At 59.6% G+C, this 19886-nt stretch carries 16 protein-coding genes; 9 read left to right on the top strand and 7 right to left on the bottom strand.

The window, feature by feature from the left end; all coding sequences use genetic code 11:
* The 3 genes from CU048_10615 to CU048_10605 form a co-directional block, all read right to left on the bottom strand.
* Entirely contained in the window at positions 1-2733 is a 2733-nt protein-coding gene (locus CU048_10615; GenBank protein ID QBR71655.1) for a multidrug ABC transporter ATP-binding protein, read from the bottom strand.
* A complete protein-coding gene (locus tag CU048_10610; GenBank protein QBR71654.1) occupies positions 2730-3758 on the bottom strand; it encodes an efflux transporter periplasmic adaptor subunit in 1029 nt (342 codons plus the stop codon). The genes CU048_10615 and CU048_10610 overlap by 4 nt, the downstream gene beginning before the upstream one ends.
* 467 nt (positions 3759-4225) lie before the next feature.
* A complete protein-coding gene (locus CU048_10605) occupies positions 4226-5179 on the bottom strand; it encodes a patatin (GenBank protein ID QBR71653.1) in 954 nt (317 codons plus the stop codon).
* Positions 5180-5554: 375 nt separating this feature from the next.
* Between CU048_10605 and CU048_10600 the strand changes: the two genes are divergently transcribed.
* The 8 genes from CU048_10600 (at position 5555) to CU048_10565 (ending at position 14137) form a co-directional block, all read left to right on the top strand.
* The gene (locus CU048_10600; GenBank protein ID QBR72847.1) at positions 5555-6073 is read left to right on the top strand and encodes a hypothetical protein; all 519 of its coding nucleotides are present in this window, start codon (positions 5555-5557) and stop codon (positions 6071-6073) included.
* Positions 6074-6646: 573 nt separating this feature from the next.
* Positions 6647-6988 carry an XRE family transcriptional regulator gene (locus tag CU048_10595; protein QBR71652.1) on the top strand — a complete coding sequence of 114 codons (342 nt, stop codon included), beginning with the start codon at positions 6647-6649 and terminating at the stop codon, positions 6986-6988.
* Positions 6988-9003, top strand: coding sequence for a hydrogenase 4 subunit B (locus CU048_10590; protein ID QBR71651.1), 2016 nt, complete (start codon positions 6988-6990; stop codon positions 9001-9003). The genes CU048_10595 and CU048_10590 overlap by 1 nt, the downstream gene beginning before the upstream one ends.
* Entirely contained in the window at positions 8994-9950 is a 957-nt protein-coding gene (locus CU048_10585) for a formate hydrogenlyase (GenBank protein QBR71650.1), read from the top strand. Before CU048_10590 ends, CU048_10585 begins: the two co-directional genes overlap by 10 nt.
* A gap of 1 nt (position 9951) precedes the next feature.
* Positions 9952-10614 carry a hydrogenase-4 component E gene (locus CU048_10580; GenBank protein QBR71649.1) on the top strand — a complete coding sequence of 221 codons (663 nt, stop codon included), beginning with the start codon at positions 9952-9954 and terminating at the stop codon, positions 10612-10614.
* Positions 10611-12059, top strand: coding sequence for a hydrogenase 4 subunit F (locus tag CU048_10575; protein QBR71648.1), 1449 nt, complete (start codon positions 10611-10613; stop codon positions 12057-12059). Before CU048_10580 ends, CU048_10575 begins: the two co-directional genes overlap by 4 nt.
* A 17-nt stretch (positions 12060-12076) precedes the next feature.
* Entirely contained in the window at positions 12077-13600 is a 1524-nt protein-coding gene (locus CU048_10570; protein ID QBR72846.1) for a hydrogenase expression protein HypE, read from the top strand.
* Positions 13601-13609: 9 nt separating this feature from the next.
* Positions 13610-14137, top strand: coding sequence for a hydrogenase (locus CU048_10565; protein QBR71647.1), 528 nt, complete (start codon positions 13610-13612; stop codon positions 14135-14137).
* Positions 14138-14736: 599 nt separating this feature from the next.
* Here CU048_10565 and CU048_10560 read toward each other — a convergent pair.
* Genes CU048_10560 through CU048_10550 form a run of 3 tightly spaced genes read right to left on the bottom strand, consistent with a single transcriptional unit; the run spans position 14737 to position 19298 of the window.
* Positions 14737-14856, bottom strand: coding sequence for a hypothetical protein (locus CU048_10560; GenBank protein QBR71646.1), 120 nt, complete (start codon positions 14854-14856; stop codon positions 14737-14739).
* Between the two features lie 12 nt (positions 14857-14868).
* Complete coding sequence (locus CU048_10555) at positions 14869-18045, bottom strand: CusA/CzcA family heavy metal efflux RND transporter (GenBank protein QBR71645.1); 3177 nt, start codon at positions 18043-18045, stop codon at positions 14869-14871.
* Positions 18042-19298, bottom strand: a complete 1257-nt coding sequence (locus tag CU048_10550) for an efflux transporter periplasmic adaptor subunit (GenBank protein ID QBR71644.1) — start codon at positions 19296-19298, stop codon at positions 18042-18044. Before CU048_10550 ends, CU048_10555 begins: the two co-directional genes overlap by 4 nt.
* 30 nt (positions 19299-19328) lie before the next feature.
* Here CU048_10550 and CU048_10545 point away from each other — a divergent pair, with 30 nt between their 5' ends.
* The gene (locus tag CU048_10545) at positions 19329-19544 is read left to right on the top strand and encodes a hypothetical protein (GenBank protein QBR71643.1); all 216 of its coding nucleotides are present in this window, start codon (positions 19329-19331) and stop codon (positions 19542-19544) included.
* Here CU048_10545 and CU048_10540 read toward each other — a convergent pair.
* On the bottom strand, positions 19522-19872 hold the full coding sequence (locus tag CU048_10540; protein ID QBR71642.1) for a hypothetical protein: 351 nt from the start codon (positions 19870-19872) through the stop codon (positions 19522-19524). The two genes, CU048_10545 and CU048_10540, sit on opposite strands and share 23 nt — an antisense overlap.
* Between the last annotated feature and the right edge of the window lie 14 nt (positions 19873-19886).

Genomic DNA, 19886 nt, shown 5'->3' with positions numbered 1-19886 from the left:
TTATGCTTCCTGTTTCCGTAGCAACAATTGCGCGGCGATAAGGTAGGCTACGGCGAAGCCGGCAAGGATAAATATATTGAACCACAAATCGGACAAGCCGAGCGCCTTGGTGAAGGTGCCGACGCTAATCGGCTGATACCAGGCCGACGGGAATGTCAGGCCGAGAAACCTCGCCCCACCGGATAGGGACGACACCGGCACGAGCAGACCGGAAAAGTTCACGGCCGGGACCACTGAGAGGATGGCGGTCGCAAACACGGCTGCGACCTGCGTGCGGGTGAAGGTCGAGATGAGCTGACCGAAGCCTGTCGTCGCGAACACGTAAAGCAACGTCCCAAGCGCGAGCGTGGCGAAAGACCCCTTGACCGGCACGCCGAACACAACGATGGCGAGAAGCAGCAGAAGGATAAAGCTCGCCATCGCGACCGCTATATAGGGAAGCTGCTTGCCGAAGAGGAACTCGAATTTGCTGATAGGCGTCGAACGGAAATTGGCGATGGAGCCGGTTTCCTTCTCGCGCACCACAGCGATGGCCGACATGATGGCTGGAATAAGGATAAGCATCAACACAATGACGCCTGGAACCATGGCGTTGACGCTCTTGAAGGATTGGTTGTAGCGGAAGCGTGTTTCCACATTGACCGAGCTCAGGGCCGCATTAGGGCCGAGACGCTCCACGGCGCGATCCTTCGCATATTGCAGGGCGATCCCGGAAACATAGCTCCGCGCGGTTTCACCCCGAAACGGCATGGCACCGTCGATCCAGACAGCAACTTCCGGCGAATGTAAATTTTCGAGATCGCGGCCGAAACCGGATGGGATTTCGATGACAAGGCTCAGTTCGCCGCTTCTGAACCGAGCGTCCATCTCCGCCGTTGTGCCGACTGGTGGCTGTTCGGAAAAATACCGCGAACCCGCGAAGCTTTCGAGCAGCGCGCGGCTTTCCGGCGTCTGGTCCTGATCGAAGGCCGCGTATTTCAGATTCTCGACATCGAAGGAAATGCCGTAGCCGAAGGCGATCATCAAAATGAGAGGACCAAGGAAGGCGAAACTCAGACGGATGGGATCGCGCAGCAGCTCCATGGCTTCGCGCCGGGCATAGGCCCAGAGTCGCTCCGGATCGAACCGTTTCGACACGATCGCATGATCGCCCGCGGCGGCGACGTCCGGCGCTGGCGGTCCGGACTTCTGCGGCCTGTCGATACCGGCCGCATCGACGAGATAGCTGATGAAGGCATCTTCGAGCGAATCGCTGCCTCGTTCCTTGACAAGATCCTGCGGCGTTCCAACCGCAAGCACCTTGCCTGCATGCATCAGCGAGATACGGTCGCAACGCTCGGCTTCATTCATGAAGTGAGTTGAAAGGAAAATGGTGACGCCGTCGTCCCGCGACAGGTCGATCAGTGTACGCCAGAAAGCGTCGCGGGCGATCGGATCGACGCCCGACGTCGGCTCGTCAAGAATGAGGATGGCCGGCTTATGCAGCACTGCCACGGCGAGCTGCAGCCTTTGCTTGATACCGAGCGGCAAGCCTTCCGGCCGGGCGGCGGCCACCTCTTTCAGATCGTAGCGCTGTAGCAATTCCTCAATGCGGCCTTCGATCTGCCGGGGCGGTAGATGGTAAAGATGCGCGTGCAGATCGAGATTCTGCCGGACAGTGAGTTCGGTGTAGAGGGAAAATGCCTGGGACATATAGCCGACGTTGCGGCGCATCTGCATATTGTCCGAGCCTATCGGCTTTCCGAATAGCTTTGCCCAGCCTTCGCTCGCCTGCAGTAGCCCCGTCAGCATTTTCATAGTGGTCGTCTTGCCGCAGCCATTAGAGCCGAGGAAGCCAAAAATCTCGCCGCGCCCGATGCGGAAACTCACATTGTCCACGGCGACGAAATCGCCAAAGCGGCGGGTCAGCCCCACCGCCTCGATCGCGGGGATTTCGTCGGCGCTAGCCACGCGCGGGCGCACGACGACCTTTTGATGCTGGGCACGCTTGTCTTGCGGCAGGAGCGCGATAAAGGCGCCTTCCAAGGAGGTCTCGTTCGCCTGCTTTAGGATGTCCTTTGGTGCTCCGCGCGCGATCACCTTGCCATCGTCCATGGCGGCAAGCCAGTCGAACCGCTCGGCCTCCTCCATATAGGCGGTCGCCACGATCACGCTCATCTGCGGACGCCGGGCCCGGATCGAATCGATGAGGTCCCAGAACTGGCCGCGCGAGAGCGGATCGACGCCGGTCGTCGGCTCGTCGAGAATGAGCAAGTCCGGGTCATGCATCAGCGCGCAGCACAGGCTGAGTTTCTGCTTCATGCCGCCAGACAGCTTGCCGGCCGGGCGATCCCCGAAGGGATCGAGTGCGGTTGCCTTCAATAGTTCATCGATGCGCGCGCGGCGCTCCGCCTCTGACTGGCCAAACAAACGGCCGAAGAAGTCGATATTCTCAAAAACGCTGAGCGTCGGATAGAGATTGCGGCCAAGCCCTTGCGGCATGTAGGCGATGCGAGCGCAATTCATCCTGCGGTAAGCGGCATTCGCCATGTCTCCATCGAAGACGGTTACTTGCCCGGCCTGGATCTTGCGCACCCCGGACACCAGCGCGAGCAGCGTGGATTTACCGACACCGTCCGGCCCGATCATTCCCACCATGCAGCGCGCGGGAATGTCGATGGTTACGTGATCGAGCGCGTATGTTGCCCCGTATCGGTGCGTTACGCGCTTGAGCCGGGCGATGGGATCCGTCATTCTGGAAGCTTCACCACGAGATCATCCGGCCATGCGATCGAGGGATCGGTGCGAGCGAAGCCGATGCCGCGGACGCCCGTCTTCACCTGCCGGTGGTATTTTCCCAGAACCTTGGGATCCACCTGGAGCTTGACACGAAACATCAGTTTCTGACGCTCCTCGGCAGTTTCGACGCTCTTTGGCGTGAACTGCGCATCGGTCGCGACGAAGCTGACTGTCGCGGGGATGACATATTCTGGAATGGGGTCGGCAATGATGCGAGCCTCGTCGCCGAGAGCGAGCTTTCCTGCATCATCGGCTGGAAGGTAGATCGTCATATAGACATCGTTCAGGTCAAGGATTGTCAGAACGCGCTGGCCCGCGGCGACCACCTCGCCGGCGCGGGCGAGCCTGTATTGCACGCGTCCGCTCCTCGGGGAAACGAGCACCAGATCAACCAGAATCGACTCGAGTCGTTCGACATCGGCCTCGGCCGCCTTGATTGCGAATTGGGCCTGATCGCGCTGGGCGGTGGCCGCAAGATATGCGGCATCGGCCGCTTCGAACTTGTTACGTCGCTGATCGACAACCTGCTGGGTAATATTCCCCCGCTCCAACAGGCTCTTGCCGCGTTCCAAGTCGGTTCTGGCGAAGGTCAAATCGCTGTTGCGCTGGGCGATGAGCGCAACAGATTCCGCCAATGCCTGTTTGGCGCGCAGCACCTGGGCCTGCGCACCTCTGAGCTGGGCTTCATATTCCGGCGATGAGATGGTGGCGACGACCTGTCCAGCCGTGACCTCGTCGCCCTCCTCCACCGTCATCGTCGCAATCCGGCCCGCGTATTTTGCCGCAACGTCGACCTGCGTGGCTTCGATGCGGCCGTTCGATTTCACGATCCCCTCCGGCATCCTGCGGCCGCGCAGGCGGGTGATGAGGGATTGCACCGCTGATTTAGCCCGCGCGGCGGGGCTTTGCGCCGGTGATTCGGCCCGCGCAATTGAAATAATCATATTTTCGTAAGACGATCGACCGACCGATCCCATCATGGGCGACGCGCCCACACTAAGAGCAGACGCCAGCAGAAAGGCGGGCAGACGAAGAGACATTTAAGGTGTCCTCGAGGCGTGATGTATCCCAAACTTAAGCATAGAGCATGACATCACTGCTTCCATTTCGCCCGCGTAGAATGCGGACGGCGTAAGGTATGCAATTGGGTCAAGCGAGAGGCGCTCCGGGCAGCTTGATCCGCGCGCATGAAGTCGATTTGCACTATTTTCGAGGAACAGGCCAACAGCGTCAGATGACCAACGGTGCACCTCGTTCATACTGACCTCGCTCTAGAGCTTTTCCCGCTCAGATGGAATCATCTGATCGAAAAGGAAACGCTCAAGTTCAACGAGTTGGAGCATGTTCTGATCGAAAAAGTCGGTCAACTTTTTCGGAACATGCTCTAGCCAACTCTTGCTTGAAGACCTTATCGGTTTAGCCTCGCGTTCTAGTAGGACGGACGTGGTCAAAGCAAATTGCGGATTGCTGACAAAGACTCACGCACGCAACGTCGCCCCTCAGCAGCCGCTTCTCCCGCCCGAGTAAAATCCATCAGATTGAAGCCTGCTAACCTTGGCAACAGCAATAGATCGGGCGGCTCGGCGGCCAGACGGCTGCGGGTTATTCGGTCCTGCATGATGTTGACTGAATTCGTCAGAACGTCGAAATAGCCGGGGGCGTGAGGACCCGGGCGCAAAAGTCGTGTCACGAATCGTATAATCGGCTCGCGCAGTGCGTCCGGCAGCTCGCCGGCGAAACGGTTCAAGGCTTCCAACTTCTCTTTGGTCGGAGTGGCGACGTCGTTCGCTACGCTCCAGCCGGCACCACGACGGCCGACCAAATCGCCATTGAGATTGACCGCGATCGTGATTTCGGCACCGAATGCCCTACAAGGGGACACCGGAACCGGATTGACGAGGCCACCGTCAACGAGCCATCCGCCTTCTGATGGATACGGATTCAGGAGGCCGGGTAGTGCGATCGACGCGCGGACCGCCTCATCAATCGCTCCTCTCTCGAGCCAGACCTCTCGGCCGGTCGAAAGATCGGTTGCGATCGCAACGAAACGGGTCGCATAGCTCTCTATAGGTCCGCCAATTCCCAGTTTTGTCAAAGCAGAGCGGATGTGACTGCCGCTGATAAGGCCGCCCGAATTGAAGCTGACGTCTACCAGGCCGATGATCTCATACCATGTGAGGGCCTCCGCCCACTGCTTCAAATCGCGCAGCCGACCGACAACGTAGGACGCGCCAACCAGGGCACCTATCGAACAGCCACTAACAACGTCCGGCCGGATGCCCTCTTCATCTAGGGCTTCAAGAATACCAATATGAGCCCACCCGCGCGCCGAACCGCTGCCAAGTGCTAAACCGATCTTGGGGCGACGACCAGCCCTGGTTGACACAGTTTCTGTTTTCATGAACTGAGCTGGCGCAATACGAGGGATACCGCCGGCAAACTCTTTGCGTTAGGCAAAAGCAAGCTCCATCCCGCAGACGGCGCGGGCCTTCGTTGAGGTATTTTAGAACAATTTTCGCTCTGCATTGGAAGCGTAACCACTAAATGCTAACCGGCTTGAGGAAGAGGTCTGCCTTCTAGGATAATAGCAGCTCCTGCTTTAGCACCGTCGTCCGATTCCGATTATTGCTCTTCCGCGTCTCGGGAAACCTATAATATCGTGAGTGTTCGTTGGACGCGGGACAAATCGCGCCGCGTCGACGAGAATGGCAGGCACGATAAACCGGAGTGAGGCTCAGAAAGTCGAAGGGAAAGCGGAAATGAGGAAATGGCGGACATGAACCGAATAGAACGTGGCATCGAGGCGATCATCTTCAACAGCCGCTGGTTGGTGGCGCCGTTTCTTTTCGGGCTCGTCGTTGGATTGGCTGGGCTGCTTTATAAGTTTGTCGTCAAGCTCGCCGAATTCGTATCGCAAGTGAGCGCGGCCCACGATTCAGAGGTGATCGTCGGCATCCTCAGCCTCATCGATCTCTCCCTTACCGCCAACCTCATCTTAATTGTGATCTGCTCGAGTTATGAGAATTTTGTGAGACCGATCAACGCGACGGACCATCCTAACTGGCCGGATGGATTGATCAAGATAGGATTTTCCGGCTTGAAGCAGAAGCTGCTCGGCTCAATCGTGGCGATAACGTCGGTCAACGTGCTGGAATGGTTCATGCACATCGACAAACAGGCCGACACCGCCAAACTCGCCTGGGTAGTCGGCATCCTGATCGCCTTTGCAGTTGCCACGCTCTTGCTGGCAATCGCTGACCGCGTGAGCAGTGGGGGCGCGCCCAAGGATCATTAAACCGACAGATGCTGTCAAAGCGCTTCGGTTGATCCGGCTCGTGCATCAGATGACCGGACCCCGGCCCTGCGACCGCAAGAACCCCAGCCGGGACACGATTTACGCACCAATTTACCCTCACGGCCATATAACCAGTAGCGGCAAAACTGAAGTTCCCGCCGGCCGCTCGGGAGGATTTCCCGGCTAACCCGTCTTCGCCAATTGGCGAATTTTCTCATGACTGCCGTCGAAAACTTGGCGCGGGAACTTTTTTGCCGCCAAAGCGATATCTAAGCCGGCCGGGTCGAGTCGTACCCTGTTCCCCGGTCAACCAACTGAAGCCCCTGGTTTCCCTGGACGTCAAACCAGGGGCTACTTTTTCCTCAATCTTCAAAACGCCGCACGCCGAAGGTGAGGAAGTTTGGGCCGCGGCAGCCATTTGTCACGCCCGACGCCCCGCAGCAGAAAACGATAATTACGCCTATCCTTTTTTATCGCGCTTTTCTAGCCATCAATATTGATAATTTATACATCACAAGTTGACATTGACAGCTCAATTATTATTCTGTGAAGCTAAAATATCATATTGTTTCAATGATAGTGGATGGCCAGACGGTGATCACCGCTACACAGCTACGGGCCGCGAGAGCCCTTCTTTGCATAGACCAACGGGCACTCGCGGAGATGTCCGGCTTGTCGGTGCCAACGATCCAGCGCATGGAGGCCAGCGAAGCGGTGATTCGCGGCAATGTAGACTCGCTGATGAAACTTGTTGCAGCCCTGGATGCCGCTGGCATCGAGCTCATCAACGAGGGCACGGTCAGCCCATCTGGTGGGCGGGGAGTACGGCTGAAAAGCGAGTTCGATAGCCGCAAGCCTTACCATGGAAATAAGCTGGCTGCGGAAGCCGCGCGTGGTATTCGGGCGCGCGCGTGATGTCGGTCATGGCGTTCCTCATGTGGTTGATCGCCGCACAGTTGGCAACAGCCGTGCTGGCTGTCGCCATTGTCCGAACGAACAGGGCGACGCCCATCATTTACAGTGCGGCGTCGGCAAGCTCGGCCCTGCTTTTCACCGCTGTCCTGGTCCACTTTGTTGGCGGCACTTTTGTAACTTTGAATTTGACGCTGCCGCTCGGATTGCCTTGGCTCGGCGCCCATTTCCGATTGGATGCGCTTGCTGCGTTCTTTCTCCTCGTTATTAATCTGGGGGGCGCGGCAGCAAGTCTCTACGGCATTGGCTACGGTCGGCACGAGGCCGAGCCGCAGCGTGTGCTGCCGTTTTTCCCGGCATTCCTTGCGGGGATGAATTTGGTAGTTCTGGCAGATGACGCTTTCACCTTCCTGTGGTCGTGGGAATTCATGTCGCTCGCCTCTTGGGCGCTGGTGATGGCGCACCATCGCGAAGAGGACAACGTCCGCGCGGGCTATGTGTATATCGTCATGGCAAGCCTCGGTACCCTGGCACTTCTACTCGCGTTCGGACTTCTGGCTGGCCCCGATGGCAATTATGCCTTCGATGCGATGCGAATCCAAAGTCGATCCCCGCTGTGGGCGGGAGTTTTGCTCGGTCTCGTTCTTCTTGGCACGGGATCGAAGGCGGGTCTCGTGCCGCTCCACGTTTGGCTGCCGCTCGCTCATCCTGCCGCACCGAGCCATGTCTCGGCGCTGATGAGCGGTGTGATGACCAAGGTCGCAATCTACGGCTTCATTCGCATCGTCTTCGACCTCCTTGGTCCGCCGGCCTGGTGGTGGGGAGTCCCTGTCCTGGCCGCCGGGGGTGGAACTGCGGTGATGGGCATTCTCTACGCGCTGATGCAGACGGATCTCAAGCGCGTCCTCGCATACAGCACGATCGAGAACATCGGCCTCATCTTCGTCGGCCTCGGTCTTGCTCTCGCCTTCGACGCGGCCGGCTTGCGTGCCGCAGGCGCCCTCGCGCTGACGGCAGCACTGTTCCACGTCCTCAATCACATGCTCTTTAAGAGCGTCCTGTTTTTCGGAGCGGGGGCCGTACTCACGGCGACTGGTGAGCGGCAGATGGACCGCCTCGGCGGTCTCATCCACCACATGCCGGTCACGAGCTTTATCTTTCTGGTGGCCTGTGCCGCCATTTCGGCGTTACCTCCGCTGAATGGGTTCGTCTCCGAATGGCTGCTATTCCAGGCAATCCTATTAAGCCCCCAGCTTCCACACTGGGGGTTGAAGCTCCTGGTTCCCGCCGTCGGCGCGCTGATAGCCTTATCGGCGGCGCTCGCAGCGGCGTGCTTCGCTCGAGCATTCGGTGTCGTCTTCCTCGGGCGGCCCCGCACATTAGCCGCAGAACGCGCTGTCGAGATCGATCGTTGGTCGCTCGGCGCGATGGCCGGACTCGCCGCTCTCTGTGTCATTGCCGGTATCGTACCCGGTTTCGTGATCGACGGCATCGGATCCGTTGTTCAAGCGGTCACCAGCGCCCGGATGCCGACGCAAGAGAGCATAAAATGGCTTTCGATCGTACCGATTGCAGAAAGTCGCAGTTCGTATAATGGCCTTCTCGTTTTCCTGTTTATCGCCGCCTCGGCTTCTTTAGCGGCCTACGTCATTCACCGTCTGGCATCACATGCTATCCGCCGTGCCCCAGCCTGGGACTGCGGTTTTCCAGATCCTAGTCCGGCGACGCAGTATACGGCGACCAGCTTCGCGCAGCCGATTCGACAGGTCTTCGGCACCTTCGTTTTCCGCGCTCGTGAGCATGTTGAAATGCCGGCGCCCGGCGAGCTGCGCCCCGCGCGGATCGACGTAGAAATGCACGACCCCGCCTGGGAGCTCGTCTACACACCAGTCACGGCTGCTGTCTCGTTCGTAGGAGGAAAGCTCGAATACCTCCAGTTCCTGACGATTCGCCGCTATCTTAGCATTGTCTTCGGTGCCCTTGTATTTCTATTGGTAGTGCTCGCCCTGTGGCCCTGATATTTGACCTCGCAATTCAAAATGCGCAGATGCTCCTGGTGCTTCTGCTGGCGCCTCTGCTCACCGGCTTGGTGCGTAAGGTCAAGGCGCGCCTTTTACGACGCCGGGGGCCACCGCTCCTGCAACCCTATCGCGACCTTCTGCGGCTCCTGCGCAAGGAAGTCGTTCTCGCCGAAAATGCCTCTTGGCTGTTCCGCGTGGCTCCTTATCTGATCTTCGCCACGACCTGGGTGGCTGCGGCGCTCGTTCCGACTTTCGGGACCGGCCTTCTTTTCAGCTGGTCCGCCGACCTCATCGCGATCATCGCGCTCCTCGGCAGCGCGCGCTTTTTTCTTGTGCTTGCCGGAATGGACGTGGGGACCAGCTTTGGTGGCATCGGCTCGAGTCGAGAGGCGATGATCGCGACTCTTGCCGAACCCGCGATGATAATGATCGTTTTCACCATCGCGCTGCTCGCGGGATCGACCCAACTTTCGAGCCTTGCCGGATTTATGTTGTCGTCGGGAGTCGGTCTGCGAGTTTCGGCAGGATTGGCGCTCGTCGCACTCGTGATGGTCGGCATCGCGGAAAACGCTCGTATTCCGGTAGACAATCCGGCGACCCACTTAGAACTCACCATGGTGCATGAAGCCATGGTTTTGGAGTATTCAGGGCGTCATCTCGCATTAATAGAACTCGCGGCTGCACTGAAGCTTTTGCTCTATATGTCGCTCATTGCCTGCGTGTTCTTCCCATGGGGCCTGGCGCCGCCCGACGCGCGCGCTGGCGCCGCGCTGCAAGGTTTCGTGACCTATATCATCAAGCTTGCGATCGGCGGTTTTCTGCTGGGGTTATTCGAAGTGACGGTCGCCAAAATGCGCATTTTTCGAATTTCCGAATTCCTTGGCGCTGCATTGATGCTCGGCTTGCTCGGAATGCTGCTCCTGTTTGTGTCACGGAGTCTTTGAGATGGGCCATCTTGCATTCGACGTCGCTCATCTTTTCGCCGGTTGCCTCGTGCTCGTGAGCTTTATGCTCCTCTATCAGGATCGCCTTTACGCACTCCTTAACGTCTTTGCGTTGCAAGCCGTGGTTCTCGCGCTATCGGTCGCGTGGCAAGCTTATGTGCAAGGCGCGCCGCACCTCTATGTCACGGCCGCGATAGCCCTCTTCTTCAAGGCTATCATCATCCCTGTGGCGCTGCATCGCATTATCGCTCGCCTCGGCATCCATCGGGAAGTCGAGAACGTCGTCAGCATCGGTCCCACAATGCTGGCGGGCATGGGGCTTGTCGCGCTTTCCATGGTGGTGATGCTCAGGGTGACCGCTGACGCTTACCCGCTGGCGCGCGAGGACCTAGCCTTTGCCCTCTCCGTGATTTTACTCGGCCTTCTCATGATGGTGACGCGAAGCAATGCGGTGAGTCAGATCGTCGGCTTCATGTCTCTTGAAAACGGGCTGATATTAGCCGCCACCGGGGCCAAGGGCATGCCGCTTGTGGTCGAGATCAGCGTCGCCTTTTCAGTCCTCATTGCCTTCATCGTCATTGGTACTCTCCTGTTTCGCATTCGCGAGCGCTTCGACACCGTCGACGTCGAAGCGCTCGACCGATTCCAGGGAGAGCGCCGATGAACACGTTTTCCTTGAATGGGGTTACGCTAATCCTGGCGATTCCGGCAGTGACCGCCGCCCTGCTCGCGCTGCTTCCCGGCTACCGCCTGTCTGCCCAACTCAATGTGCTCTCGGCTTTTCTGACGCTCCTTGCCTCACTATCGCTGTTCATCTGGAAGCCAGAACCCGGCCCCTACTTCCTGGTCGACGATCTCAACGTCGTCTTCGTCGTTCTCAACAATTTTGTCGGCTTCACCACCAGTGTCTTCAGCGCCAGCTACATCGCCCATGAGCTGGAGGCTGGTCGCCTCACTCCGGCTCACCTCCGCTTCTACCACGCCATGTACCAGGTGCTGTTGTTCGCGATGAACCTCGCACTGGTCGCCAACAACATCGGCCTGATGTGGGTGGCAATCGAACTGGCGACTCTAACCACGGTGCTTATGGTCGGCATCTACCGCACGCGCGAGGCGATCGAGGCGGCCTGGAAATATTTCATCCTGGGCAGCGTCGGCATCGCGTTGGCCCTGTTTGGGACGATCCTCGTCTACATGGCCGCCACTCCGGTCGTTGGCGAAGGGCTCGATGGCATGCTTTGGACGGTGCTGATCAAGCGGGTATCGGCTTTCGATCCGGCGCTGCTCAATGTCGCTTTTGTCTTCCTGCTGCTTGGCTACGGCACCAAGGTTGGCCTCGCCCCGCTCCACGCCTGGTTGCCGGACGCACATGCCGAGGGTCCGACGCCGATCTCGGCCGTGCTTTCCGGCCTGCTGCTTAACGTCGCCCTCTACGCCGTGTTGCGCTTCAAGCTGCTGCTCGCGGCCAATTCCGCTGCGATAGCGCCGGGGCCGCTGATGGCAACAATGGGGCTAGGCTCGCTGATTTTTGCGGGTTTCATGCTGTACCGCAGCGACGACATCAAGCGCTTGTTCGGTTACTCGTCGATCGAGCACATGGGTATTATCGTTTTCGCCTTCGGCATGGGCGGACCGCTTGCCAATTTCGCCGGCCTTTTGCACATGACCATGCACAGCCTGACCAAATCGGCGATCTTCTTCACTGTTGGCCACATCGCTCAGGTCAAGGGAACCCAGAAAATTAGTGACATTCGCGGCCTGACGGTCACTCATCCGCTTCTCGGCTGGGGGCTCGTCCTGGGAGTCGTTGCAATCGCCGGAATGCCGCCGCTCGGCATCTTCATGAGCGAGTTTCTGGTCGTGAGCTCGACCTTTGCGCGGGAACCGTTGCTAGCGCTGCCGTTGGTCGCCGGTCTGCTCATCGCCTTCGGCGCGCTTTTCCTGCGGGTTCACCAACTTGCATTCGGTGCACCGAAAGGCGGCACCGGACCGGTGCGAGCATCCTTTCTGCCGATCGGCGCCCACCTGAGCCTGGTGCTGATGGCGGGTATTTATTTGCCGCCGCCGCTGGTCGCCTGGTTCCAGCATGTTGCTCGTCTGCTCGGATGAATGCGGAGAGGCAAGACATGCCACTGCTGATCGACACCATCGAATCCGGACGGGCCATGCCAGACCATCGCCCATGGCCGCGTCGCGTCGTGGACGGCGATCTCTGGCAATCGCTCGCGCAACAAATTGCCGAGGGGCGATGGACATTGTTTGGCCTGTGGGGAGACACGGGCGCGGTTCACATGGCCATTCTCGACGATGCGGCGGCCCAGGTCGCGGTCGTTACCCATGAATGTCCTAAGGGGAGCTTTCCCTCCGTCGGGCGACTCCATCCTCCCGCCATTCGTCCGGAGCGCGCGATTCGTGACCTTTTCGGCCTTGAGCCCATGGGACTGCCCGATCCGCGTCCGTGGCTCGACCATGGCCATTGGGGCCTGCGCCATCCGCTCGGAAGGCAGGCAGAGGTACGTCAATCCGCGTCCCCTTACGAATTTCTTGCGTCCGACGGCGAGGGCTTGCACCAAATCCCAGTCGGCCCAGTCCATGCGGGCATCATCGAACCTGGTCATTTCCGTTTCACCGCCAGCGGCGAGACGGTGGTGCGGCTCGAAGAACGGCTCGGTTACGTCCACAAGGGCATAGAGTCCCTGATGCGTGGCGCGTCCATTGATGGGGCCGCACGTCTTGCCGGACGTGCGTCGGGCGATAGCACAGTCGCCTACGCCTTTGCTTTCGCCCGCGCAGTCGAGGCGGCGCTTGATATCGAGGTTCCTCCGCGCGCCGTTTGGTTGCGCGCTCTGATGGCAGAACTCGAACGCCTCGCCAATCACTTCGGTGATATCGGCGCGATTTGCAACGACGCGGCTTTCGCGATGATGCACGCCTATTGCGGGGTCCTGCGTGAACGCGTCCTGCGCACTTCGGCGGCATGCTTCGGGCATCGCTTAATGATGGACTGCATCGTGCCGGGTGGGGTTGGCATCGACCTCACATCGCGGGGCTTCGAGCAGATCCGGGAATTGGTTGGAACGGTCAGCAGAGCCTTCCCTCCGCTGGTCGAGCTTTACGACAATACCGCCTCGCTCCAGGATCGGACCGTCGGCACCGGAATCGTGCATCCAGCCCTCGCCCAGCAGTATGGCAGCGGAGGCATTGTCGGCCGAGCGTCGGGGCGCGCGTTCGATGCCCGCCTTCAGCTCGCCTACCCGCCATATGATGCATTGCTTTTTAATTACGACGTGCCGTTGCTCACGGAGGGCGATGTCAATGCACGAATCTGGATTCGCATCCGTGAAGTGGCCCAGAGCCTTGCGCTCGTCGAACTGATCCTCGCCCGCATTCCTGCGCAAGAGGCGACCCGTGTCCCGGTAAGCGGGACGGGCGGTTCTGGTGAGGGCTTGGCCGTGGTCGAAGGATTTCGCGGCGACGTTTTAGCCTGGGTCCGCCTTGGCTCTGATGCGCGCATCGAGCGGTGCCACTTGCGCGATCCCTCCTGGTTCCAGTGGCCCTTGATTGAGGCCGCGATCGAGGGGAACATCGTCGCTGACTTCCCCCTCTGCAACAAGTCGTTTAACTGCTCCTACTCTGGCCATGATCTTTAAGCCGGTGCTATGCGAAAAACTCTGCTCAAAGGTTTGCTGAAAGCTCCCCTCACGGAACGGGCCCCGGCGGACACCGAATTTGCCGCACTCGCGACAAAGCTGGACCATGCCGCCCGCGCAAAACTCGGACGCAGTCTGTCGATCCGCCAAGTCGACGCTGGTTCGTGCAACGGCTGTGAGCTGGAAATTCACGCCCTCGGCAATGCCTTCTATGACATCGAGCGTTTTGGCATGCGATTTGTCGCCTCGCCGCGGCATGCCGATGTCTTGCTCGTCACCGGTCCAGTCACAAAAAACATGCGCGAAGCATTACGGCGGACCTACGATGCGACTCCCAATCCCAAATGGGTCGTCAGTCTCGGCAGCTGCGCTTTTGATGGTGGCTGCTTTGCCGGCAGCTATGCCGTCATAGGAGGGGTCTCCGAGGTCGTCCCAGTCGATCTCCACATCCCAGGCTGCCCGCCATCGCCGACTGAAATTCTACAAGGGTTACTTGCGCTGCTTCGGAATCTGAACACTGACAATCGTGCCCGGTGAGTGCATTTGTCGACATTACGCCTTTTTCAAGCTGGACTAGCCGCGGTGGATTCATGCCCCGCCCCGCACCTTCGCCTTCGGCCCGTACAACCAACTTGTTACTGTAAGATCAAACAGGATCACGTAGGCGGGGTATCGGCATCGCCGAATTTGACGCGCCAATTTTTCTCCGTGGGGAATAATGCTCACGGTAAAATTTGTCTATCTCGCGCGGATCAGAACTATCAGGGCGAGGCGCTTGAGGTCCGCGTACGACGTCAAATAACCGTTGCACAACGTACGGCAATGTCCCGGATATACGCGTCGCTATAGACACGAAGATTCTCCAATCCATTCCGATTTTGGAAGGTTGCTTGCCCACCAGTTTGGGAAAGTCAAAGCATAATAATAGGTGGGGGTTAAGCAATAGTTGCCTCGTGCGTAGCTTTGAGCCTGGAGACTATCACAATTCTGTTCGCTTAGGCCTTCGCAAGAGAGAGCTCAGACGAGCAGATTCTCCGCAGAGACACAAAGTAGCAAGCCCATTGCCCGCGCTTGCCGATAGCATTGAATTGGCACCACCTACCGGGAGCTGGTGATAGAAGGACTGCTTGATCCCCTCACCGGAAGAATACGTATTTGACGAGGGCGGCCACAACGAGCACCAGCACAACAATAATGGCTAGGCCAGAAAGGCCCATGCTCCACCCCATCCAGCCGCCCATCATATCCTGCATCATAGCTTTCTCCTTTTATTCGGCAGCAGCCTTGGGCCTGGTCCAACTCGCTTCGGGTGCTATCTCTACCATGGTGCCCCTGTCCGATAGATTCCATCCTTTGATAAGACCATAGATGGCTGGGATCACGACAAGGGTCAGCACCGTGGACGACAGCATTCCTCCGATCATTGGAACGGCGATGCGCTGCATGATTTCAGAGCCCGCGCCAGTGCTCCAAAGAATGGGGACCAGGCCAGCCATGATGGCCACGACCGTCATCATCTTCGGCCGTACCCGCTCGACAGCGCCGCGCATGATCGCTTCGTAAAGATCTGCGCGCGTAAAGGGACGACCCTGTGCTGACCGTTCTTCCTTCAGCTCCCTCATGGCCTGATCGAGGTAGATCAGCATTACCACGCCAGTCTCGGCGGCGACGCCGGCGAGCGCGATGAAACCGACCGCGACCGCGACCGACACGTTGAAGCCGAGCCACCACATCAACCAGATCCCACCTACCAACGCGAACGGCAGTGACAGCATGACGATCAGTGTTTCGGTGAGAGCGCGGAAGTTGAGATAGAGCAGCAGGAAAATGATGAGCAATGTGAGCGGAACGACGAGCTTCAAACGTGCTTTCGCCCGCTCTAAATATTCGAACTGCCCACTCCAACTGACGGAATAGCCCGGCGGCAACTTAACTTCGTTCGCGACCGCGTGCCGTGCCTCGTTGACATAGCCTCCAAGATCTCGGCCATTGATATCGACGAAGATGTATACGGCGAGCTGGCCGTTCTCGGTGCGGATCGAAGTCGCGCCGCGCGTGAGTTGAACCTTCGCCACCTCGCCGAGCGGCACGGTTCCGCCGCCGGGGAGCGGCACCTGGACCTCGGTGGCGATCGCCTGGGGATTGCTGCGCAACTCGCGCGGATAGCGCACATTGACGGCATAGCGCTCGCGTCCCTCGACGGTTGTCGTCACGGTCTCGCCACCAAGCGCCGTCGCGATCACGTCTTGCACGTCGCCAACGGCGAGACCATAGCGTCCCAACGCCTCGCGGTCTGGCGTGATATCGAGGTAATAGCCCCCGATCACCCGCTCGGCATAGACGCTGGAGGTGCCCGGCACCGCCTTCAAGATCCCCTCGATGCGGCGCGCGACTTTCTCCATCTCGGCAAGGTCGGTTCCATAGACCTTGACACCGACCGGCGTGCGGATGCCGGTCGAGAGCATGTCGATACGTGCCCGGATCGGCATGGTCCATGCGTTCGAGACACCGGGGAACTGCAAGGCTTTGTCCATCTGCGCCCTAAGGCTGTCGACGCTGACGCCAGGTCGCCACGCGGACTTGGGCTTCAGGTTGATGATCGTCTCGGACATTTCGGTCGGGGCCGGATCGGTCGCCGTCAACGCTCGCCCAGCCTTGCCGTAGACCGAGGCGACTTCCGGGAAGGATTTGATGATCCGATCCTGCATCTGCAGGAGTTCCGCCGCCTTAGTTACCGACAGTCCCGGCAGGGTTGTCGGCATATACATGAGCGTCCCCTCGTTCAAGGGCGGCATGAACTCGGAGCCGAGCTGACGAGCCGGCCAAATGCTCACGCCAACGATGATGAGTGCAAAGATGATTGTGGCGGCCTTCGCTTTCAGAACACCTCGGATGACGGGCCGATAGATCCAGATCAGAAACCGGTTGATGGGGTTCTTATGCTCCGGAATGATCTTCCCGCGCACGAAAACGACCATCAAAGCTGGAACCAGCGTCACCGAGAGCAGCGCCGCCGCGGCCATCGCGAAGGTCTTCGTGAAGGCGAGCGGGCCGAACAACCGTCCCTCCTGTGACTCGAGCGTAAAGATCGGCAGAAAGGACACCGTGATGACGAGGAGGCTGAAGAACAAGGCCGGGCCGACTGCGGCCGCCGCTTCCACCAGAACCTCGACGCGGGGCTTGTCCTTCGGTGCGCGTTCGAGATGCTTGTGGGCGTTCTCGATCATGACGATGGCGGCATCGATCATGGCACCGACCGCGATGGCGATGCCGCCGAGGCTCATGATGTTGGCACCAAGCCCGATCAGCCGCATGGCGGCGAAGGCCATCAGGATGCCGACCGGGAGCATGAGGATGGCTACCAGTGCGCTGCGCAGGTGGAGCAAGAAGACGATGCAGACCAGCGCGACGATGATGCTCTCCTCGGTCAATGTGCCGCGGAGCGTTTCAATCGCGGCTTGGATGAGTTGCGAACGGTCATAGACCGGGATGATCTCGACGCCTTTCGGCAGGCTGGCGGCTATTTCCGATAGGCGCGCCTTGACGTTCTCGATAACCGTAAGCGCGTTAGCGCCGAACCGTTGCAGCGCGATGCCGCTTGCGACTTCACCCTCGCCATTGAGCTCGGTGATGCCGCGGCGTTCGCCGGGGCCGATCTCGACCCACGCGACATCCTTGAGACGCAATGGGGTGCCTTGATCGGTCTTCAGCACAATGTCTTCGATATCGGCCGCGTTCTTGAAGTAGCCGCGGCCACGGACCATGAACTCGAACTCGGACAGTTCGACGGTACGCCCGCCGACATCCATATTGCTGGTGCGCACCGCATCCCGGATCTTCGACAAAGGAATGCCCTGCGCACGTAGGCGGACCGGGTCGACCACGACGTTATATTGCTTGACGAAGCCGCCGACGCTTGCGACCTCCGCCACGCCCTCGGCTTTAGAGACGGCATAGCGGACCACCCAGTCTTGCAGCGAACGCAATTCGGCCAAGGTCATGTCCTTGGCAACGACGGCATATTGATAGACCCAGCCGACGCCGGTCGCATCGGGTCCGAGGCCCGGTGTGACTCCTACCGGCAGGCGCTGTGCCACGGCATTGAGATATTCCAGCACTCGGCTCCGCGCCCAATAGGGGTCGGTGCCATCTTCAAAGATCACGTAGACGAACGAGACGCCGAAGAACGAGAAGCCTCGCACCACCTTGGAGCGGGGTACAGTCAGCATGGATGTGGTCAGCGGGTAGGTGACCTGATCCTCGACGACCTGCGGGGCCTGGCCTGGAAATTCAGTGTAGACGATGACCTGAACATCCGAGAGATCTGGAATGGCGTCGAGCGGGAGCGTGCGGAGTGCATAGAGGCCGGCCGCGACCGCGAAAGCGGTCCCCACAAGGATCAGGACGAGGTTGCGGGCGGACCATGCGATGAGACGGGCGATCATGGCCCGGCCTCCCCGGTCGTTAGTCCGCGGAGCGCCGCCTTCAGGTTGCTTTCCGCATCGATCAGGAAGTTCGCTGCGACGACAACCTTGTCGCCCTCGGCGAGGCCGTCCGTGATCTCGGTGAGCCCCGCGCCGCGCCGCCCGATCTTCACCTCTCGCGGCTCGAAACGGCCCTCGCCCTTGTCGAGGAGGGCGACCTGCCGCGTACCCGTGTCGATTACGGCACTGTCGGGCACGGTCACAACGGGCTTGGCATCCCCGGTCGCGATCTCGACGTCGGCATACATGTCCGGCAGCAAGAGGCCGTCCGGGTTGGCGATTTCGACACGCACGCGTGTCGTGCGCGTTGCGCTGCTGACCTGGGGATAGACCAGGCCAACGCGGCCGCTGAATGTCCGGCCCGGTAGGCTCCGCACCCGGATAGCCACCGAGGCGCCAGGGAGAACCATCCCCAAATCATATTCGGGCACATCCGCCAGGACCCAGACCGTCGAAATATCAGCGAGGCGGAAAAGCACGTCCCCTGGAGCAGCCTTCATGCCCTCGATGGCGTTGCGCTCGAGTACGACGCCATCGCGCGGCGCGGTCCAGGCGATCGAATGAGCAACCTTATGCGTCCGCTCCATGTCCGCGATCGCTTCCTCCGAAACATTCAGATTTTCAAGACGGCGCCGGGCGCCTTCGTACCCGCTGTTGGCGACAAACTGAGCCGATGCCGACAGAATTTCCGGAGAATGCAGATGCATGAGCACCTGCCCCTTGCGGACCCGATCGCCAGTGGTGACATTTTCGACTTGGTCGATGAAGGCATCAGACCTTGTTGAAACCAGCGAAATGCGCCGCTCGTCGAGTTTCACCGTACCCGGCACACGCAATAGTCGGACAATCACATGTTTGGCGACCGTCTCTGAGCGCACGCCTATGCGTTGCAGCTTGCCGGGTGAAACCCTAATGATGGAGCCGTCTTCGTCTTCGTCTTCAAGGACCGGGATATAATCCATCTCCATCGAATCTTTCTTGGGCACCGCCGAGGTATCCGGCAGGCCCATCGGATTACGATAATAGAGGATGCGCCCTTTGCCATTGCCAGCCTCGGGTTTCTGAGCCTTTGGCGGCTGGTCTGCGATGCTCAAGCCTTTGCCAAGGCGGGAAAAGCCGAGCTCCCCGACGCGATGATATCCCACCCAATAGCCTCCTCCGCCTGCCGTCAGAACGGCGGCGAGGGTGACGCTTGCCAAGCCGATCTTGCTCATACCCAAGCTCGTATCTTTGAGGCATGGGCTGTGGAGACACTGAGACCGATCAGCGCCGCGGCCGCGCGGCACATTTTGCGGAATTGGTTCATCGTCTATTTGATCCTGGAACCGTCGTTCGGCCACGCTTCACGCGTGCCAATTCATGGCCGAAGCCATGAGGGTGCCGCAGGGCAGCTGAAGAGCGCCGCGTGGCAGCCGGCGCGGGACGCCGGCGATGAACTTAGGTTCGTGGAGGTCGGATAGGGGGGACTTCGCCCAAGCCGTCGCGTCCCCAATCGTCGCGCGGAATCATCCGGTCAGCCGATGTTCCCAAAGTGAACGCCGACACGGAGACGATGGGGGCACTCAAAGCGCAGCTGGTCATGCATGTCGCCATCAGAGGGCATGTCTTCTGACAGTCCGGCAATGTGGATTTTTCGTGTGAACAGCATGGCGGATCGTCGCCCATCACCGTCATGGAGGCAGCCGTCAGCGTGCCGGCAGCCGTGAACGTGGCAGCAAGCGGCCCAATAGCAAGGCCCACGATCGCAAGAATCGGGAGCAGGCGATGGAGCAGAGACCAGATCTTCACGCGCTCATGATTTC

It is taken from the genome of Beijerinckiaceae bacterium, assembly GCA_004564215.1.
In the GTDB taxonomy this organism is placed as follows: Bacteria; Pseudomonadota; Alphaproteobacteria; order Rhizobiales; family Beijerinckiaceae; genus Methylocapsa.
Note: the sequence above shows the minus strand (reverse complement) of the source record. Positions and strands in the feature narration are given on the sequence as shown.

What these genes read in the sequence shown, in the direction of transcription:
- CU048_10575 (QBR71648.1), top strand. Translation starts at nt 10,611, where the DNA reads ATGAACACGTTTTCCTTGAATGGGGTTACGCTAATCCTGGCGATTCCG.
- CU048_10570 (QBR72846.1), top strand. Translation starts at nt 12,077, where the DNA reads ATGCCACTGCTGATCGACACCATCGAATCCGGACGGGCCATGCCAGAC.
- CU048_10615 (QBR71655.1), bottom strand. Translation starts at nt 2,733, where the DNA reads ATGACGGATCCCATCGCCCGGCTCAAGCGCGTAACGCACCGATACGGG.
- CU048_10605 (QBR71653.1), bottom strand. Translation starts at nt 5,179, where the DNA reads ATGAAAACAGAAACTGTGTCAACCAGGGCTGGTCGTCGCCCCAAGATC.
- CU048_10555 (QBR71645.1), bottom strand. Translation starts at nt 18,045, where the DNA reads ATGATCGCCCGTCTCATCGCATGGTCCGCCCGCAACCTCGTCCTGATC.
- CU048_10550 (QBR71644.1), bottom strand. Translation starts at nt 19,298, where the DNA reads ATGAGCAAGATCGGCTTGGCAAGCGTCACCCTCGCCGCCGTTCTGACG.
- CU048_10595 (QBR71652.1), top strand. Translation starts at nt 6,647, where the DNA reads ATGATAGTGGATGGCCAGACGGTGATCACCGCTACACAGCTACGGGCC.
- CU048_10590 (QBR71651.1), top strand. Translation starts at nt 6,988, where the DNA reads ATGTCGGTCATGGCGTTCCTCATGTGGTTGATCGCCGCACAGTTGGCA.
- CU048_10560 (QBR71646.1), bottom strand. Translation starts at nt 14,856, where the DNA reads ATGATGCAGGATATGATGGGCGGCTGGATGGGGTGGAGCATGGGCCTT.
- CU048_10580 (QBR71649.1), top strand. Translation starts at nt 9,952, where the DNA reads ATGGGCCATCTTGCATTCGACGTCGCTCATCTTTTCGCCGGTTGCCTC.
- CU048_10600 (QBR72847.1), top strand. Translation starts at nt 5,555, where the DNA reads ATGAACCGAATAGAACGTGGCATCGAGGCGATCATCTTCAACAGCCGC.
- CU048_10610 (QBR71654.1), bottom strand. Translation starts at nt 3,758, where the DNA reads ATGATGGGATCGGTCGGTCGATCGTCTTACGAAAATATGATTATTTCA.
- CU048_10565 (QBR71647.1), top strand. Translation starts at nt 13,610, where the DNA reads ATGCGAAAAACTCTGCTCAAAGGTTTGCTGAAAGCTCCCCTCACGGAA.